Raw genomic sequence first — 17,182 nt, forward strand, 5'->3', positions numbered from 1 at the left:
TCGAGCTGGGTGGCGTGGTCATTCGCGCCGGTGCCGATATCAATGAGGAGCAGCTGGTGCGGATCATCCGGGCGGTTCGCAAGGCATGATCCCGGCTGGCGTGAAGGTGTTGGTCGCCAGTCATCCCGTCGAACTTAGAAAAGTCCCGACGGCCTTCTGGCCCTGGTGCGCGATGCCGGCTCGGATCGGCCTCGATCGTCTTGCGCACCAGCGCCGTGTCGCCACCATGACGTTGACCGCACCAGTCGGCCCGGACACGACGTTGCCCTCAGCGCGCGTATCACTGCTTCGACCGTCTTGGCATTGGCACCGGGCCATTGCATCACGACGCCGTCGATCTCGAACTCGATCACGCCTGCGTCTCGGGTGGCTTTCCATTTCCGCTGCTTCGATGGATGCCCAGCTACAGGTCCCGGCGCCGCCACAACCGCCGGCAGGAAGGCAGGAGAATCTTGCTGCACCGAAGCTGCCTGTTTGCGCGGTTCGCGGCGCCAGGCGAAGACCGCTGTGGCTGGGACCATAACGGGCGACCTCGGAAGTGATTACTTTCGGCCCCGCGTTCTCCGCGATGATCGATGATCCGCGCTTTGTCATCGCACAGATCACCGGCGCCGGCCGCCCGCACCGGTGATCACCTCGAAACGTCGAGGCTGCCGCTCCGAGTCAAGTAAGGTCAAGTCAAGACACCTGCCGATCTCCGACTCCAATGCAGAACCGGCAACCTCACAGATCGACACCACTCCCGAAAATGGCCCGTAAACACGGCCAAAGCCTGGGGTCAATACCCATTTCAGAATCGCGGCAAAGTCGCCGTCGCCGCTCAAGTGCGCGGTGTGCAGGGCTACACGGGCGATCGTAGTGACGCTGTACACTTTGTCGATACGCCAGATCAAGCGACCGCGGCGCCAGGCCCTTGCGGCGCCATTTAGCGATGTTCGCCGGTACATCGACATTCGCCCACCGCCGATACCCGATCACGGCTGGCCCTTGCGCATCCTATCCTCGTGAGCCCCACGTCCACAGTCCGGAAAACGTTTATTATCGAGTTCCGGATCGCACACTCAGTTATGCACGATAGAGCGTGTGAGGAGTGCTGCTCAGGATTTCCGACCCTTGCTCTGTCACAACAACGTGTTCACTGGTTCCAAACACGTAGCCATTTTCGCCGCACAGAATGATTGGCATGTGCAAGGTCATATTGGGCTCGAGAATGTCTTTTGCGCCAGGTTCAAGACTTATATAACCACGCTCCACCCAATTAATACCGGTTTGATAGCCAACCCGGTGGTTAAGAAGCCCGGGGCGGCCATGTCGTTCGAGTACCTTTCTGCCTGCCGCATCAACTTCGCCGGCCGTGGCGCCAGGCCTGATCACAGAAATGGCCGCCTCAAGTACTTCAATCGAAAGGTCGTGCAGGCTTTCAGTCTCGGGGTGGCGGCCGAGTACGGCGCTTCGAACAAGCCCACAGTGGTACCCGCTTTGAACTCCGCCCATTTCCATAAACGCAGGCTCATTGTTCCTGATTGCATTGTTTTTGGCACTGCCGTGCGGTAGCTTAGTTCGTTCGCCAAAGAGCAATGTTGAGGAACTCGCGCTTGCGGGTACCGTACCCCCGGCTTGCTCGACTTCGCTTTCTATATTCGCCGCCACTTCCGCCTCTGAAATGCCTTCCCGAAGAGACCGCTGGAAAACTTTAACGGCTAGGTCTGTCATTTTCATTGCGGAACGCATGACTTCTAGTTCCATCTTCGTCTTAACGGCTGCGACTGTCGCCACTAGACGAGACGCGTCAACAAATTTCAAATCTGGAAGTTCCGCCTGAAGCGCGTTAACGTCCGCCGGTGCAAGATTCCAACAACCAAGCTCAAGGCCAATCCTACCCTTCAAGCCGAATTTTCGAATGGCATCGGCGCATACTTGAGCGAACTCTGTTTGTTCTCTGTAGTGGACGATATCCTCCACCCAGCTGGCTAGGCGGACACTTCTTAAATCAAATTCTCGGACGACTAAGGTTGGCTTTTGCCCCGGCACAAGAATCAATGGAAACGGCATGAAGATTGCGCCGCGCCCGTCGTATCCGCTAAGATACTGAAGGTTACCGTGCGCGGTGACCAATAAAGCATCAAGGTTTGCGCGTTCCATCGCCTCAAATACTCTCTGAAGGCGGCATTCGTACTCGGCACTTGGGAAAATAAGGCCTACCAGAGGAACTGACGATGTACTAGTCATTTGGTCACCTCAAATTGTTCTAAAGCTCATCCACCCGCTAGACGGAGGTTTGCCGCGAATCCGCACACTCGGATACCATCCGCCGCTTGATCGGGAGGATCCCTTTCACACCCGCTCCGGTCAAATGCATTTTCCATATTGCAGTCATCTGGGCACGCGATGGCCTCACAAGCGGGGGCGTTTTATCTACGATCCTTAACACCATGTTCCAGTGCCGGCCGCAAGCTCGACGCGCTGACCAACAGCTCTTCGTTCCAAGGCTAGCCGTGCCCTTAGGTTCCGTTGGAGCAATACGGCGCAAACTGCAGTCCGTCCACGATGTGGGCCGGCGGGTCTACGATGTCGGCCGGCGAGTGGCGCCTAGGTGTTTGGTCCCGGCATTTGATGGGTGGGATCGAATCGGAACCGTTCAGGCTCTTTTGCCCAGATTTTGCAGATGAACTCGTGGGGTGTGAGGCCCTTGAGGGTCTTAAGCCGGCGCGCGAAATTGTAAGCTAAGATGAAGTCGGCGAGATGCCGGCGCAGTTGATCGTGATCGTCATAGTGGAAGCGCTTGACGGTGGCGTCCTTGATGGTCCGATTCATCCGCTCGACCTCGCCGTTCGTCCAGGGATGGTTGATCTTTGTGAGCCGGTGCTCGATGCCATGTTCGTCGCAGATGCCGTCGAAGATGTGCTGAAGGGCATGCCGGTCGCAGGTCCGGTTGGTGAACTGAATGCCGTTGTCGGTCAGATGGTATGGATGGCATAGGGCACAGTCGGGATCAGGTTGCGAAGGAATTGGGCCACCGCCATCTTGCCCGCCGTCGGGTGCAATTCCGCATAGGCGAATTTCGACGTCCGATCGATGGCCACGAAAAGGCGCAGCTTGCCCTCGGCGGTCTGCACCTCGGCGAGGTCGATATGGAAATAGCCGAGCGGATAGGCGTTGAACTTCTTCCTGGCCGGCTTGTCGGCGTCCTGCGGCAGCCGCGAAATGCCATGGCGCTGAAGGCAGCGATGCAACGACGAGCGCGTCAGATGCGGGATCGAGGGCTGTAGGGCATAGAGGCAATCATCCAGCGCCAGCAACGTGTGCTTGCGAAAGGCGACGATCACCGCTTCCTCTTCGAGCGACAGCACTGTCGATCTTGGTTTCTTCGGGCCGGTGGGAAGCGGCGGTCGAGGTCCGGTTCCTCCACTTTCTAACGGTCTTCTGATCGATGCCGTAGCGCTTGGCCAGCGCTCTCAGGCTCTCTTGACTATGCTGTATCGCTTGACGGACTGCCTCTGTCGTCGTGGCGCGGCGGTGTAGAACCTGTCCCATAGCGCATCCTTTGATTCGGACGGCAATGATGCGCCATTAAAGTCCGGGATCAAACACCTAGGTTCTCCGCAACACGTCCAGCGGGCAGAAGCTGCCTGCCGGGAAAGCGCTCGGCCACCGTCTACACGCGGCCGCTGCCTCAACCTCCCGGCCCGCCAACGCGATCCGACGCCGACAATCACCATCTTCACTCCGTACGCACTTCGTTTGCAACTCCAGCCTCAGGCCGATTGCGCCGTCACGACGGTCCCACGTGGGCAGCTGATGGAAAGCACCAGGGTCTCCACTTGACGGGAACGTGACGCGCAGCGCTATCGACCGAGGTCACGGCAACCGCCATCAAGCGTGAGCACGAACCGCCAAGAAACTTCGGTGACCTGCTGTATCCGAGAAGCCGGCAAGCTCGATTAATACCAGCTCACCGTCACTTCACGAAAGATGGCTTCTGAAAGCCTCAGAGTTAAGTACGAGGACCTGCTGAACAGCTATTGGATGGAATTTAACACTTGCTGCCGGCGTTGGGCGGCAGCGAATGATTTTGTCGGGGTCGGCGGTCCAGGTGAAAGCTTTGGTCCCATTTGGCTGCAGGCCGTGCGCCTGCGGTCCAGTGCGTCGTCTTACCGGAGGATCGGCGAGCATGAACCCACCACGCGCTCGGCAATCTGAGCCCGATCTGCGCAATGGGCGAAAGCCTGTCTTGTCACGAAGTAGCCCCTCGAAGCCTGCAGTAGCGAAGCGCTCCTGCCACACCAAGGCAACCAAACGCCCATGGTCAAACAGCGAGACGGTGAGAGATATTCCGGCGCGCATACGCATCGCATGCCCGCAGGGGAAAGGGAATTCCGATCCGGACATGTCAGGCAAGGCAAGAACCCCTAGCTTACCTGAACAGGCGCGTCGCACTCGAGACCCGCCGACTAGTGCAGTGTCCTCCGTCGTCAGGGAATTTGAGACAACTGGAGCGCTGATTTAGCGGAGGCTCTGGCGCGTCTCGGTTGTCATTTTGGCGGCTCTGGGTGTCGCAGGGCCGTTGTTCGATTGGACTTTCGTTTGATCCTTTCCCTTTGCAACAGAATGGTCTGGCCTCGGGCGAAGTAAATGTCGGCCGGGGTGAGGTTGTCGAGGCTCTCGTGGTAGCTGCCGGTGATTGTAGTGCTCGACGAAGGAGGCGATCCGGCTTCGAGATCGCCGGGCAGCAAGTAATTTTCGAATAGAATGCGGTTCTTCAGCGTCTGGTGCCATCGCTCGATCTTGCCCTGGGTCTGCGGATGGCTGGGCGCGCCGCGGGTGCGCTCGAAGTTTTGATCCGAGAGCCAATCGGCCAAGCCGCCGCCATGTAGCACGGGCCGTTGTCGGAGACTAGCCGCGGCCGCTGACACACCGTCGCCCGATCGCAGCCCGATGCCGTGAGCGCCAGGTCAGCGTGTCGGTGACCTCCACCCTCATGGTCGTGCATAGCTTCCAGGCGATGATATAGTGGGAGAAGTCGTCCAGAATGGTGGAGAGATAGAACCAGCCCCAGCCGATGACCTTCAGATAGGTGAAGTCGGTCTGCCACAGCTGTTCGGCGCAGTTGTCTTGTCATGGAACTCGTCGGCAGCCTTGATGAGGTGAAGGCCGGGCTGGTGATCAGATCGTGGGCCTTACCGAAGCCTCCGAGACAAAATAGCTTTCTGTGTCGGTGAACGTTACCGCCAGTTCGCGTGGCGACAGCTCCGGCCTGTCTAGGGCGAATTCGACGATCTGCTCCCGCACCTCGTCGGGAATGCGGTTCCAATCGGTGGAAGGTGGCGCGGGGAATGCCGAGCTTGTCCAGTGTGAGGCGTGCCAGCGGGTGCGACTGCTCGACGACCCGGATGATCTCGAGCTTCTCGGAGGCGAGGTATCTCATTCGTCGTCGCTCCCATCCGCGATCATGCTTTTTTGAGCAGCCGCAGTTCAAGCGCCTGCTCCGCGACGACCTCCTTCAGATCACGGGTCTCGCGGCGCAGCACCTTGACCTCTTCGCTGGTGGCGGCACGCGCCGTGTCACCTGCCAGCCGTTTCTTGGCGGCCTCGAGGAATTCCTTCGACCAGTTGTAATAAAGGCTCTCGGCAATTTCTTCGCGCCGGCACAGCGCGATCGATTCCTCGCCGCGCAGACCTTCCAGCACGATGCGGATCTTATCTTCCGCTCCATACTGCTTGCGGGTGGCCCGGCGCATGTCCTTGATGACCGTCTCTGCTGTTTCGGTGTCTCGGCTTTCTGTCTCATCTTCGCTCCTTGAAGGGCTACGATGAGCCAGAAATCCTCCTCTCTCAGTTAAGCCGATATTGCCTCATTGGTGCTGACACCGGACACACAAAAGAAATCTCGGTCGTTCTGTGCGAGTAGGAGCCCGGCGCAGAGTGCTTCCGCAAACATGCTTCTCTTCATCAATCCGTTCTTCAACCAACGACCATTCACCAGTCTCATAAGGCGGAACAATTCGTCTGCATGTCAGTGTTCGCAGGAGAACGGCTTGGTAGGCTGTAACTGCGCTGCCAATCGACGATTTTACAGGGCTAATTTTGATAAGATTGAACGCCCGATCCGGAGTTTTAGATGAAAGGTTCTGCAACCGCTGCATTGGAGGGCCTCAAACGCCCGAACCTGCTGCAACGAGGCGCGTATGTGAATGGCGCTTGGCTCTGGAAGCCGGAAACCCTCCCGGTGGTGGATCCCGCTACTAGCGAAGAATTGGCTCAGGTGGCAGCCTGCGAAATGTCTGATGTAGATAACGCGGTGCATTTCGCGCGAAGCGCATTCCTGCGGTGGCGCGACTTGCTTCCTTCAGAACGGGGCGCATACCTCCGGAAGTGGGCGACAGGATTGCGCGAAAACGCGGAAGATCTGGCCGTCATCATGACCGCCGAGCAGGGCAAACCCGTCACGGAGGCTCGCGGCGAAATCTCATACGCTGCGGGCTTTCTGGACTGGTTTGCAGCGGAGGGCGAGCGAGCGTACGGCGAAACCATCCCCAGCCATATAGTTGGAAGCCGGCTCGCCGTGCAGATGCAGCCCATCGGAGTGACCGTTGCTATCACACCATGGAACTTTCCATCGGCAATGATCACTAGAAAAGCTGGAGCGGCATTGGCCGCTGGCTGCACCATGATTGTAAAGCCCGCTCCAGAAACCCCCTTGTCAGCTCTCGCGCTTGCCCGTCTTGCCGAAGACGCAGGAATCCCCGCCGGCGTGTTTCAGGTGATAACCGGCGAAGCTCCCCCAATTGCCAAGCGGCTGTTGGAACATACCGATGTGCGCGCGTTCTCCTTTACGGGCTCGACCGAGGTCGGCCGAATCCTGCTTGAGCAATCCGCAAGGACTATAAAGAAAGCTTCGCTCGAGCTGGGCGGCAATGCTCCGTTCATTCTTTTCGACGACGTGCCGATGGAAGCTGCGGTCGCAGGCTGCATGGCAGCAAAGTTCGCTACATCCGGCCAGGACTGTTTGGCAGCAAACAGGATTTACGTTCAGCAGGGAGTCTACGACCGATTCGTAGAAGAATTCGGCAAGGCCACCAGCAAACTGAAAGTCGGACACGGATTGGAGCTCGACGTCGACATCGGTCCAATGACCAAGGCATCTGGTGCCGAAAAATGCAGGCGGCAGATCTCCGAGGCCCTTTCAGCAGGGGCTCGAATGATAGTCGGCGCACAGGATACCGCTCTTGATGGGAACTTCGTGATGCCGACAGTGCTCGCCGATGTGACCGACGACATGCGGGTTGCAAAAGAAGAAACGTTCGGGCCAGTGGCTGCAATTCTGCCCTTCGACAACGAAGCGGAGGTGCTCGCGCGCGCGAACAACTCTGAGATGGGTCTTGCGGCGTATGTTTACACCCGAGATCTTAACCGCGCGATGCGGCTTACCGACCGGCTCGAATACGGCATGGTGGCGGTCAACACCCCAAAATTTACGGGAGCGGCCATCCCCTTCGGCGGATGGAAACAATCCGGACTCGGCCGGGAAGGCTCAAAACATGGCATTACCGAATATCTGGAACCCAAATACACCTGCTTCGGAAACCTTGCAGCATAAGAGGATGCGTTGATGGCTATCAACATTAAAGAAGTAAGCGAGAAGGACAGGAACTCTGTCCTGCATCCTTTCACGCAGCTCAGGGATTTCGCTAGCGGCAAGCTTGGTGATCCAACGATCATCGAAACGGGCAAAGGCATCCGCATCCAGGATGCGCATGGAAACCAGTTTATCGACGGCTTCGCTGGCCTATACTGCGTTAACGTCGGCTACGGCCGCACCGAAGTCGCAGAGGCGGTCTCCCGCCAAGCTCACCGTCTCGCCTATTACCATTCCTACGCCGCGCACACGACCGACGAACTTGCTATCCTGTCTGACCGTCTCGTGAAAATGGGGCCAGGTAAGATGAGCAAGATTTTTTATGGCATGTCCGGCTCGGACGCCAACGAGACGCAGGCCAAACTGGTCTGGTACTACAACAATCTTCGGGGCAAGCCGAACAAGAAAAAGATCATCTCGCGCGAGCGCGGTTATCACGGCTGCAGCGTCGTGTCGGGGTCCATGACCGGCATGAGCTTTTACCACGACCACATGGATCTGCCGCTCCCGCAGATTGTTCACACCGGTGTTCCACACCCGGGCGAGACCGAGCGCGAATTCTCCGTTCGCCGCGCCGCCGAGCTGGATCAGCTGATCGAACGCCTGGACCCGGACAATGTTGGCGCCTTCATCGGCGAGCCGGTGCTCGGCAGGGCGGCATCACGCCTCCGCCGGAAGGTTACTGGGAAGCGATACAGACGGTCCTCAAAAAGCATGATGTGCTGCTCATTGCTGATGAAGTCATCACCGGTTTCGGCCGGATCGGCTAAATGTTCGGCTCCCAGCACTATGGCATCGAGCCAGATCTGATCACGATCGCGAAAGGTTTGACGTCGGCCTACTTCCCGCTCTCCGCGGCAATCGTCGGTGAAAAGGTCTACAAGGTTCTGGAAGATGGAGCCGACAGAGTCGGTGCATTCTCCCACGGCTATACCTACTCAGGTCATCCGATCGGAGCGGCGGCGGCGAACGCGGTTCTCGACATTGTCGAGAAGGAAGACCTACCCGGCAATGCTCGCAACGTTGGCGCATTCTTCCAGGCGCAATTGAAGGAAAGATTCGCGCAGTTGCCGATCGTCGGCGAAGTGCGCGGCGTCGGTCTTATGGGCGCAATCGAATTTGTCGCCGATCGGCACAAACGCAAAGGTTTTGATCCGACGCTCAAGGTTGGTGCCAGAATTTCGAAGGCTGCCCGTGACCGTGGTCTTATCGCTCGTGCCATGCCGCTCGGGGACATTTTGGGCATTGCTCCGCCGTTGATAGCAACCAAGGCAGAAGTCGAAGAGATCGCTGCAATCGCCGAAAGCGCAGTGCGCTCGGTGATGGACGAACTCGTCCGGGATGGCCACATCCTCTGAAACACGCTTCGAGGTCTCCTGCAGTATCAATGCGAGGCCGGAGAAGCCTTGCACATGTCTATATAACCAGTGGCCACCCACACCTCCACGCCGTTCGAGACTGGATAGACCGCTCCAGCACATCAAGGAACCGGCCGAGCGCGTAGGTGTCGATACTCTCGATCCACAGCCGACGGATGCCGCCAGGCTCCATTTTTCCATGCTGCTCTTCATCGCCCGGACGGAACATATGCGCTGGCTTCGCCAAAACGACCTCCACGGTAACAAGCTGCGGCACGGACGGCACGGAGATCTGGCAGAGCTCCTTGCGACCGGAAAAGCTGGCACTGGAGGCTCGCCCGATCGCGCGATCGCCGAAACACTGGCCCCAGCCCTCGAAAGTCGCCGCGACCAGCCGCTCAACCTGATGCTTCGTCACAGGGCTACTCCGAGTGCTTTGCACTGCCTTCAGCCAACTCAGCAAGCCAGCCGTCACTGTACCTCACCGTGAGGACACGAAAGGACGGGTCAGAAGGAAGAGCACGGCGAAGATGAAGCGAAGGCCGAGTTCCGAGAGTAGCGGCGAGAGACATTCCGCTGAACCTCGCAGAAGATGATCCAGCCGCGGCCTTCGCCCCGCATTGTGGCCGCCTCGACAAAGTCGATCGTATTGATGTCGGCGGGGCGGCGCGTGACAGCCGGTTGACTGCGCCGGTCTGGAGTTCGGCAGCAACATCGGCTATCACAACCAATCCAGGCCGCGCTCGATCTCGATCGCAAAAATCAGCTTACCTTCGTGCGTAACCCGACCCTGCCCCTCCGGCGGTCTTGCATCGCCGAACCGCTCGATCTCGCACCGGTTTCTTAACTTTCCAGCGCATCTCGGATGGCGCGAATCGCCCCGAACGCATCAAAGGGAAGGGCTTTGGGGGCCTGGTAAACTTGGTCAGGCCACTGTGCCCGCTTCACCGGTGATTGGCCAGGCTGGTGTGAGAGCTTCACCGCCGCGAAGTCTGCTTGAGGATCAATATAGATCACCTGGCCACCATACCCCCACGCGATGTAGGCGCCTCTCTCTTGGTCTTCAATCCAGAAAGTATTGTGATAAGCGCCATTGGGCAGGTCTGAACTGGCATCGGCATAAGAACCGTTCGGCGCGAACAAGTCGAACAGAAGAGGCTTAGGGCGTCTTATCGCCTCGATCCATTCAGATGGAACGATCTGCCTGCCGTTGAGCCTGCCGCCGCGAAGATGCAGCAGCGCGAAGCGCGCGAAATCACGGAGTGTGGCTTGAAATCCACCGGACGACATTGAAAAACGAGACTTGTCTACGATTTGGCAGGCGTCTTCCTCCGCCCCCATCGGACTCCACAATTCGCTGCTGTACAGTTCCGGGAGAAACTTGCCTGATACGCGCTGCATGATTAGCCCTAGCACGTCGATGTTGGGGTCAAAGTACTTGAACCGCGCGCCGTGCGGCGCCTCCTGCTCGGTTATCCGCAGAATGGCCTGCCATATGTCGGCGGGTGCGTCAGGATGTCCCTCCGGGGGGCCGAAGTATCCTGTTGCTACAACGTAATTAAAGTAATCGTTGTTTGGCACGTACCACAAACCCTTGAGAGTGGCGCCCGCAGTCATGTCCAGCAAGTGCTGCACCGTGGCCCCGCGATAGGCGGTCGCCTGCAGTTCCGGCAGATACCGTGTTACCAGACTTTCAGGATCAATAAGCCCACGGTGCACTAGAATCCCGAACACCGTCCCGGTGATGGACTTGGAACCCGATCTAGCGATGTGTTGAGAATGCGGTTCCATGCCATTCATGTATGTTTCGAACACGATCTCGCCCTGGTGCAAAACCAGAAACCCGTCAGTATAGTCCCTCTCGAGGTATTCGCGGATCGTGGCGCGTTGGCCGTCGCTGGACTCAACTTCGATATCACCGATATCCCCCCTGATCCGGCTTGGAAGCGGCAGGACCGGTCCTGGCCCGCGCCAAACCCGGGCGGTTCGCGTAGATTCGCTTACGTGCGAGTATGTCCATTTGCTATAAGGCCAAAAAGACCACTCGTCGGGTGGGATCATAGGCGCACCCAGCGTCGCATCGGGCCGCCATAACTCGGGATTGGTCTGTGAGGTTCCGGCAACGCGGCGGTTGATATCTTCGAATTCCTGAGACACCGGAATGCTCCTTTGACTTCGGCCAATGCCATCACGACCTGGCGGCAGATCGCTAACTCTCTGAATTTCAGCCCTCATCAGGCCTATACTTGATCAAGGCGACACCGCCCGTGAAGAAGGTTTCACTTGGGAACGGACCTACAAGCACTTATCGGGATCACGCGCATGTTCGCCAGCTGCTGCTGTGTTGGACGAAGCAGCGTTTGCAGGTGCGTTAACATTGCGCGTCTACTGGCCTGGCAGCGAACCGGGCCGCGATCGGAACACCCCCAAGTTGTTCTCGATTGGCCCAGCCCGGTATCATCAGAAGCCTGCGTCTGTTTTAGCGGACGTAAAGCTGACGTTTGTAGTTCGTCAAAATCTCGCAGCCAGTTTCGGTCACGCGAACAGTCTCGCTGGTGCCGACGTCCGCAAAGCCGAAAGCCTTGACCATCGAGGGGATATGGAAGACCATATTGGGCTTGAGGATCCGCGTTTCCCCTCGCTTAAACGACAGGATGTGCCCTTCGCCCCAATCCGGCGGGTAGCTGATGCCGATGGAATACCCCGTACGCTTGAAGCGGCCTTCATAGCCTCCATCGTTGACAGTCTGCGACCAGATACTCCACACCTCACCGAGGGGGCGATCAGGACGTATGCCGTCGAGCATGTTTTCCAGCGCCCTTCGTGACACGTCCTCCATTTTCTCGAGTTCACGGTTGGATGGACTGACCACGGAAGCCCGCATAATCGCGGCGCTATAGCGTCGAACGGTGCCGGACAGTTCGAGGAAGACAGGATCACCCGGCTGAATCTGCCGGCCCGACCACGTGCCATGCGCATAGCTCGTGCGCACGCCCGAAGTCACAAACGGCGGGTAGCCGGGGTATTCACTTCCCTTGAGCGTGACTACGCGCTGGATTTCGGCGGCGATTTCATTCTCGTTCACGCCGGCCCTTATCTGGTTGATGCCCGCTTCGATGCCGGCCTCGGCAATCCGCGCTGCCTGCCGGATATAGTCTATTTCGGCATCGGATTTGACGACGCGGACCGCCTCGACAATCATCGAGCCATCTTCGAAACGGACGTCAGGGAGAAGGGTCTTGAGCGCTTCGTAATCGGCGATCGAGAAGAACCAAGACTTTTTCTCGAACCCTACCTTCGCCTTGGCAAAACCCAGGTTACGCAGCGTTTCCGCGAGCAGCTCGAGCGGGGCCTCGTGGTCCATGTAGCTGGTACTGTTATCTATCCACGAATAGGCCCGGACATTCACCTCTTCAATGCCACGGGTGATATGGAGGGGCTCCCCTTGCAGCGGGATAAGCAGATACTGGGCGGAGGCATAACCGAGCGTGTTGTAACCGCTTAAGTAAAGCATGTTCTCGGGGATGGTCACCACGAGGATGTCCAGATCCCGGGCTGCAATGCTTTCGCGTACCGCCTTGAGCCTTCTTTGATACTCCTGGATAGTAAAAGCCAAGTCTTTTTCTACCTTTATGGTGTCTATGCCGGAAACTTTCATAGGAGCCCTTCGAAACAAAGAGGCGCGCCACGCGCTGGACGGTGTATCGTAGCACCTGACCTGCGCATAACGTTGCCGTCGTTTCCAAGTTCGCGCAGGAAACCTGCGTTGATCTGGCCTTGATTGCTCAAAAGCCTCCGTCCTCGTCGACATTGCTGTTCCATCGACAGCCATCCCAACAATCCAAACCTCTGGAAAATGGCGGCGGGTCGGGCGAAATCTGCGCGAAGGTTGTGCCCGCGTCAGGAGCCTGGACTTCGCCGACTTAGATCACTTCACTTTCGGCAGCCTCGGCGCGCGTGCGGGCCGTCGGAGTGTTCTGCCAGTTGAGATGGCAGGCTTGTGATCGGGTAAGAATGCGGCTGCCGTCACCGCTGACGTCGGGTCCCCTGTCCGAGGCGCTGACGTCGCGGGCCTCCCGATGCAAAGTGCCTGCGCGCACGATTGGCTGCCCCCTCCCGGCTCGAAAGTCTGCACGCAATTCGCATCTATGCAGAAAATCCTCAACATGGGTGAGAAATAGGGGGAATTTCCCATGGTCTGACGGATATGATCAATCCTGCACAGACGAAGCTAGTTCCCCGCTGCCGCCAGCCGCGTTCGCGCCTGGAGTCTGTCCGCGGCGTTTGGACCAAGGTAAACCGCAATTGACGAGCTCCATGATTATGAACGGCAGTCCCCTTCCATTAGACAGCATCAGGGACGATTTCCCAGCGACGCAAGACTTTATTTACATGGATGTTGCCAACCAAGGATTGATATCTCGTACCACAAGAATGTCGTTCGAGGATCATCTGAATAACAGATTGCACGGGATAAACGATGAGCTTAGCCAATTGGCGGCCATCGAGAAGACACGCGCCAGATTTGCTAGATTTGTTGGTGCGGATAAAGATGAAATTGCCATCACAAAGAACGCGTCAGAGAGTATCAACATAATCGCCAACGCGATTGACTGGCGAGCCGGCGACAGCGTTGTCTTATGCCCTCAACTTGAGCATGCTAACAACATCCTGCCATGGCTCCAGGTGAAAGCTCTACATGATGTTGATCTGAAATTGGTGGAGCCGGATAATGGTGCCATTCCCGTAGATGCGATTGTCAATGCCCTTAATTCCAGGACTCGCGTTGTGGCGCTTTCGACCGCAACAATGGTTCCTGGTTTTCGGACAGTCACGCAACCCGTCGCGGAGGCGTGCAGGCGTCATGGCGCCTTCCTTTTGGCGGACGGGACTCAGTCGGTCGGAATTCTCCATACTGATGTCAACCGGTTGGGAGTAGATGGTTTGGCCGTCTCGACTGTGAAGGGATTGATGGGCCTCTACGGATCGGGGTTTCTCTACTGCCGCCGGGAGTGGGCAGATCAGCTAAAGCCAGCTTACCTCGCTCGCTTTAGCGTCGATCTCGGGAACGCACCAGAGTCGGCTCCCATTCTCAACGCCGCCAGGCTGCGGGCTGGAGCGCCTCGTTTTGATATCGGGCATTACAATTTCCCAGGCATGATTGCCGCGCACGCATCCTTGGGGCAACTGCTGGAGATCGGAACAGAAGCAATCGACAAGCACGTGACATCTTTGGCAACTCGACTGGCTTCAGGGCTGCTAGAAGCCGGACTGCCTGTCTGTGGCGGGCCTCCTGGCGACCACACTGGGAGTATTGTGGCGATTGGCGACATGGCTGCACTCGGCGGAACGCAAGAAGTCGCCGCCTACATACCGTCGCTGCACAGCTATCTTGCGGAAAACAAGGTCGTTGCATCAACGCGACGAGGGCTCCTTCGGTTCTCGCTTCATCTTTACAACAGCGAAGAAGAAGTCGGCCAAGTTATCGATATAGTCAAGAAATGGTCGAATTAGCTGCGCCAGATTACAACCGGATAGGAGAATTTATGTCATCGCAAAGCGCGGATACGGTGGCACTTCTTCAAGACCTTGTCAAAATTGAAAGCGTCAACCCTTCGCTTTCACCCAGGGGCAGCGGAGAACAGCGGGTCGCCGAATATCTTGAAGGGTTTTGCCGGGACCGAAACCTGCCTTATGAACTCCAGCACGTTGTCGACGGGCGCTCGAACTTCTTGACCTGGATCTCAGGCAAAGACCCTGGTCGGCGCCTTCTTTTCGTGGCCCATATGGACACGGTGCCCACTGATAATTGGGCTTCCGATCCATTTTCTCCCGAATTGAAGGACAATCGACTCTACGGCAGGGGGAGTTGCGACACAAAAGGTTCCCTCTCTGCAATGATGATCGCCCTGAGTACCCTAGGTGACCGTCAGCCGAATGCCACAATTGTCGTTGCCGCTAGCATTGATGAAGAGTACCGCAAGATCGGCGCTCGCGCCATCGCTCTCTCCGGCAAGTCGTATGATGCCGCCGTTGTTGGCGAACCAACCGAGCTCGAGCTTGTAGTCGCCCACAAAGGGTCAGTCCGCTGGCAAATCGAGGTTCAGGGTGTCCCTGCTCACACTTCGAAGCCGCACCTAGGAGTCAATGCAATCTCAGGCATGGCAAAGGTGATATTGGCGCTCAACGAACACGGCGAGAATCTCGCTTCGCGCACCCAACCTTTGGTCAGCCCTCCCACTTTGACGATAAGTCTGATTGAGGGTGGCTTGGAATTGACGACGGTTCCTCCATCGTGCCGCATCTGGGTGGATCGGCGCCTCGTTCCAGGGGAGCGACCAGAGCAGGCATTGGCAGAAGTGGAGAACATACTGCAAGGTTTGCGGGATCGCGAAGACATCAAGGTCCGATCATTACTGCCCGCGCTTGAAGATCCTGCTCCGGACAGTGCCGAGTCAAGCAAGATAGCTTCTGTGGCAGCGCAGGCGTGTGCCGATATTGCCGGCACGGGCACGTACATTGGAGTGCCGTACGGCACGGATGCTAGTCAGCTATCTTTGGCCGGCATTCCCTGCATTGTGCTAGGACCAGGAAGCATTGATCGCGCTCACACAAACAATGAGTTCATTGAATTGGATCAGCTTGAAATGTGCGTTCAGATATATAGACAAATAATGCTCAGTTATTAGATTCGAAACTGCAGAGATAGCACGGATGCTTACGCGGCACGTCGTGAGAGAGAGCCGTGGTCCGGCTCGACCACTCTCAATCGGGAAGGGATCATCGCTATGAATGATCATTGTCGAAAAGTTCTGGTGATGGCCAGTAGCAAGGGTCTTGGCTTGGCCATCGCAAAACGATTAGCTAAAAATCGCTCGGAAGTCGTTATCTGTGGTCGTAACAAGGCTGCATTAGACCAAGCCGTAGGTGATCTACAGAAAATTGAGGGATGCGCTGGCGCTCATGGCATAATTGCAGATTTATCCCGGCGATCAGATGTCGACATGTTGTTGCAACGCACTTTGGAGCTCCTCGGGAGCATTGATTGCCTCGTCGTAAATTCCGGTCATATGCCGCACGGAACTATCGAAGACCTAAGCGACGATGATTGGGATCATTCCTACGAGACGCTTCTCATGAGTGCAGTAAGGGTGTCGCGAGCGGCAGCCGCTGCGATGAAAGCGTCTGGTCGTGGGGGCGATATCGTCTATGTTACCTCGGGAGGCGTGCACGAGGCGACAGGTCACCTACTGCTGTCGAACGTCATGCGTGCCGGCATAGCAGTATTAGCTAAGCACCTCGCAGATACACTTGCGGGAAGTGGCGTTCGCGTGAACGTTGTCGCGCCTGGTTATTTTGACACAGGCAGAGTTCACAAGAGAATTGAGGCGTTGATGGTCGACGAAGGTCTCAATCGAGATGCCGCTATCAAACGTGTGGCCAATACCAATCCCTTGGGGCGTATCGGAACTGCCGACGAACTCGCGGAGCTAGTTGGATTCATCGTCGGTGACCGAGCAAGATACCTGAATGGCACGACAATAGTGATTGATGGCGGGGGCAGTCGCCTTGTGATGTAGCTGTAGGTGGATGTTGGTGCATCCGTGCATCCCTCGCCGCATCCGACCTCAGCGCACAGGCCAGCCGAAAGAGGGCGAATTTTTTTCTGCCCCAATGCCCCTAATGAGCTATGCAGCCGATTATGGCTGGCTGCTTGAGAGCTTGGATTTGAATGGCACCGCAAAGATGGACTTACAGCGGCGAGCTTCCAGCCGCACGTCAGACTCGGAGACACTCACTCTACGGTAAACGGAAGGGTCAAGGCTGGCCACATGTCTGACCTTGACGAGCCGAAGGCTCGCTAGTAGGGAGCAGGACGCAAGCAACGCCAATGATCCTGAGCTATGCGCCTGATCTGCCCTACATGGCTTGATTAACGTGAAGCAATGATTTCCCGGCGAATGCGCTTCGGCCGAATAGACTGCTGCTGTTGATTGCGCCGGCTCACATTGCACCATCACGCCGCCGAGCGGCGCGTCCCAGCTACCCGGCGCGAGCAAAGCAGAATGTCAGTTCACCACTGCAACCGACCCTCGTTCCAGGAGCACGGCTTTCGAATCGCCGTTGCGTGAGTGCCAGTCCGACCGCTCATCTTAGAAGACTCTCAGCGGAGTTCGATTCCCTACAG

The 17,182-nt window shown here is 57.4% G+C and carries 9 protein-coding genes and 4 pseudogenes; 5 read left to right on the forward strand and 8 right to left on the reverse strand.

Annotation, left to right across the window (positions count from 1 at the left end):
• Nucleotides 1–602: 602 nt before the first annotated feature.
• The 4 genes and pseudogenes from EN861_RS08905 to EN861_RS08920 form a co-directional block, all read right to left on the reverse strand.
• Complete coding sequence (locus tag EN861_RS08905; RefSeq protein WP_128314538.1) at nt 603–893, reverse strand: hypothetical protein; 291 nt, start codon at nt 891–893, stop codon at nt 603–605.
• A gap of 172 nt (nt 894–1,065) precedes the next feature.
• Nucleotides 1,066–2,229, reverse strand: coding sequence for a Xaa-Pro peptidase family protein (locus EN861_RS08910; RefSeq protein ID WP_128314539.1), 1,164 nt, complete (start codon nt 2,227–2,229; stop codon nt 1,066–1,068).
• A gap of 360 nt (nt 2,230–2,589) precedes the next feature.
• A pseudogene (locus tag EN861_RS08915) lies at nt 2,590–3,534 on the reverse strand (IS481 family transposase).
• A gap of 998 nt (nt 3,535–4,532) precedes the next feature.
• A pseudogene (locus tag EN861_RS08920) lies at nt 4,533–5,738 on the reverse strand (IS3 family transposase).
• A gap of 380 nt (nt 5,739–6,118) precedes the next feature.
• Here EN861_RS08920 and EN861_RS08925 point away from each other — a divergent pair.
• Both EN861_RS08925 and EN861_RS08930 read left to right on the forward strand, forming a co-directional pair.
• Nucleotides 6,119–7,597 (forward strand): NAD-dependent succinate-semialdehyde dehydrogenase, encoded by a 1,479-nt coding sequence (locus EN861_RS08925; RefSeq protein WP_128314540.1) that lies wholly within the window; start codon nt 6,119–6,121, stop codon nt 7,595–7,597.
• Nucleotides 7,598–7,609: 12 nt separating this feature from the next.
• Nucleotides 7,610–8,994: pseudogene (locus EN861_RS08930) on the forward strand (aminotransferase).
• A 58-nt stretch (nt 8,995–9,052) separates the two neighbouring features.
• Here EN861_RS08930 and EN861_RS08935 read toward each other — a convergent pair.
• From EN861_RS08935 to EN861_RS08950, 4 genes and pseudogenes are all read right to left on the reverse strand, one after another.
• The gene (locus EN861_RS08935; RefSeq protein ID WP_128314541.1) at nt 9,053–9,412 is read right to left on the reverse strand and encodes a hypothetical protein; all 360 of its coding nucleotides are present in this window, start codon (nt 9,410–9,412) and stop codon (nt 9,053–9,055) included.
• 75 nt (nt 9,413–9,487) lie between these two features.
• Nucleotides 9,488–9,680: pseudogene (locus tag EN861_RS36165) on the reverse strand (ABC transporter permease); the annotation flags it as partial.
• Between the two features lie 157 nt (nt 9,681–9,837).
• On the reverse strand, nt 9,838–11,151 hold the full coding sequence (locus EN861_RS08945; RefSeq protein WP_189341900.1) for a serine hydrolase: 1,314 nt from the start codon (nt 11,149–11,151) through the stop codon (nt 9,838–9,840).
• Between the two features lie 322 nt (nt 11,152–11,473).
• Nucleotides 11,474–12,652 (reverse strand): Xaa-Pro peptidase family protein, encoded by a 1,179-nt coding sequence (locus EN861_RS08950; protein WP_095489431.1) that lies wholly within the window; start codon nt 12,650–12,652, stop codon nt 11,474–11,476.
• A gap of 665 nt (nt 12,653–13,317) precedes the next feature.
• On the opposite strand from EN861_RS08950, the gene EN861_RS08955 reads away from it, so the two are divergent.
• From EN861_RS08955 to EN861_RS08965, 3 genes are all read left to right on the forward strand, one after another.
• A complete protein-coding gene (locus EN861_RS08955; protein ID WP_245501459.1) occupies nt 13,318–14,508 on the forward strand; it encodes an aminotransferase class V-fold PLP-dependent enzyme in 1,191 nt (396 codons plus the stop codon).
• Between the two features lie 32 nt (nt 14,509–14,540).
• Nucleotides 14,541–15,683 carry a M20 family metallopeptidase gene (locus tag EN861_RS08960; RefSeq protein WP_095489429.1) on the forward strand — a complete coding sequence of 381 codons (1,143 nt, stop codon included), beginning with the start codon at nt 14,541–14,543 and terminating at the stop codon, nt 15,681–15,683.
• Nucleotides 15,684–15,782: 99 nt separating this feature from the next.
• Nucleotides 15,783–16,574 (forward strand): SDR family oxidoreductase, encoded by a 792-nt coding sequence (locus EN861_RS08965; RefSeq protein ID WP_128288320.1) that lies wholly within the window; start codon nt 15,783–15,785, stop codon nt 16,572–16,574.
• The last annotated feature ends 608 nt before the right edge of the window (nt 16,575–17,182 follow it).

It is taken from the genome of Mesorhizobium sp. M8A.F.Ca.ET.218.01.1.1, from assembly GCF_004791165.1.
GTDB lineage: Bacteria > Pseudomonadota > Alphaproteobacteria > Rhizobiales > Rhizobiaceae > Mesorhizobium.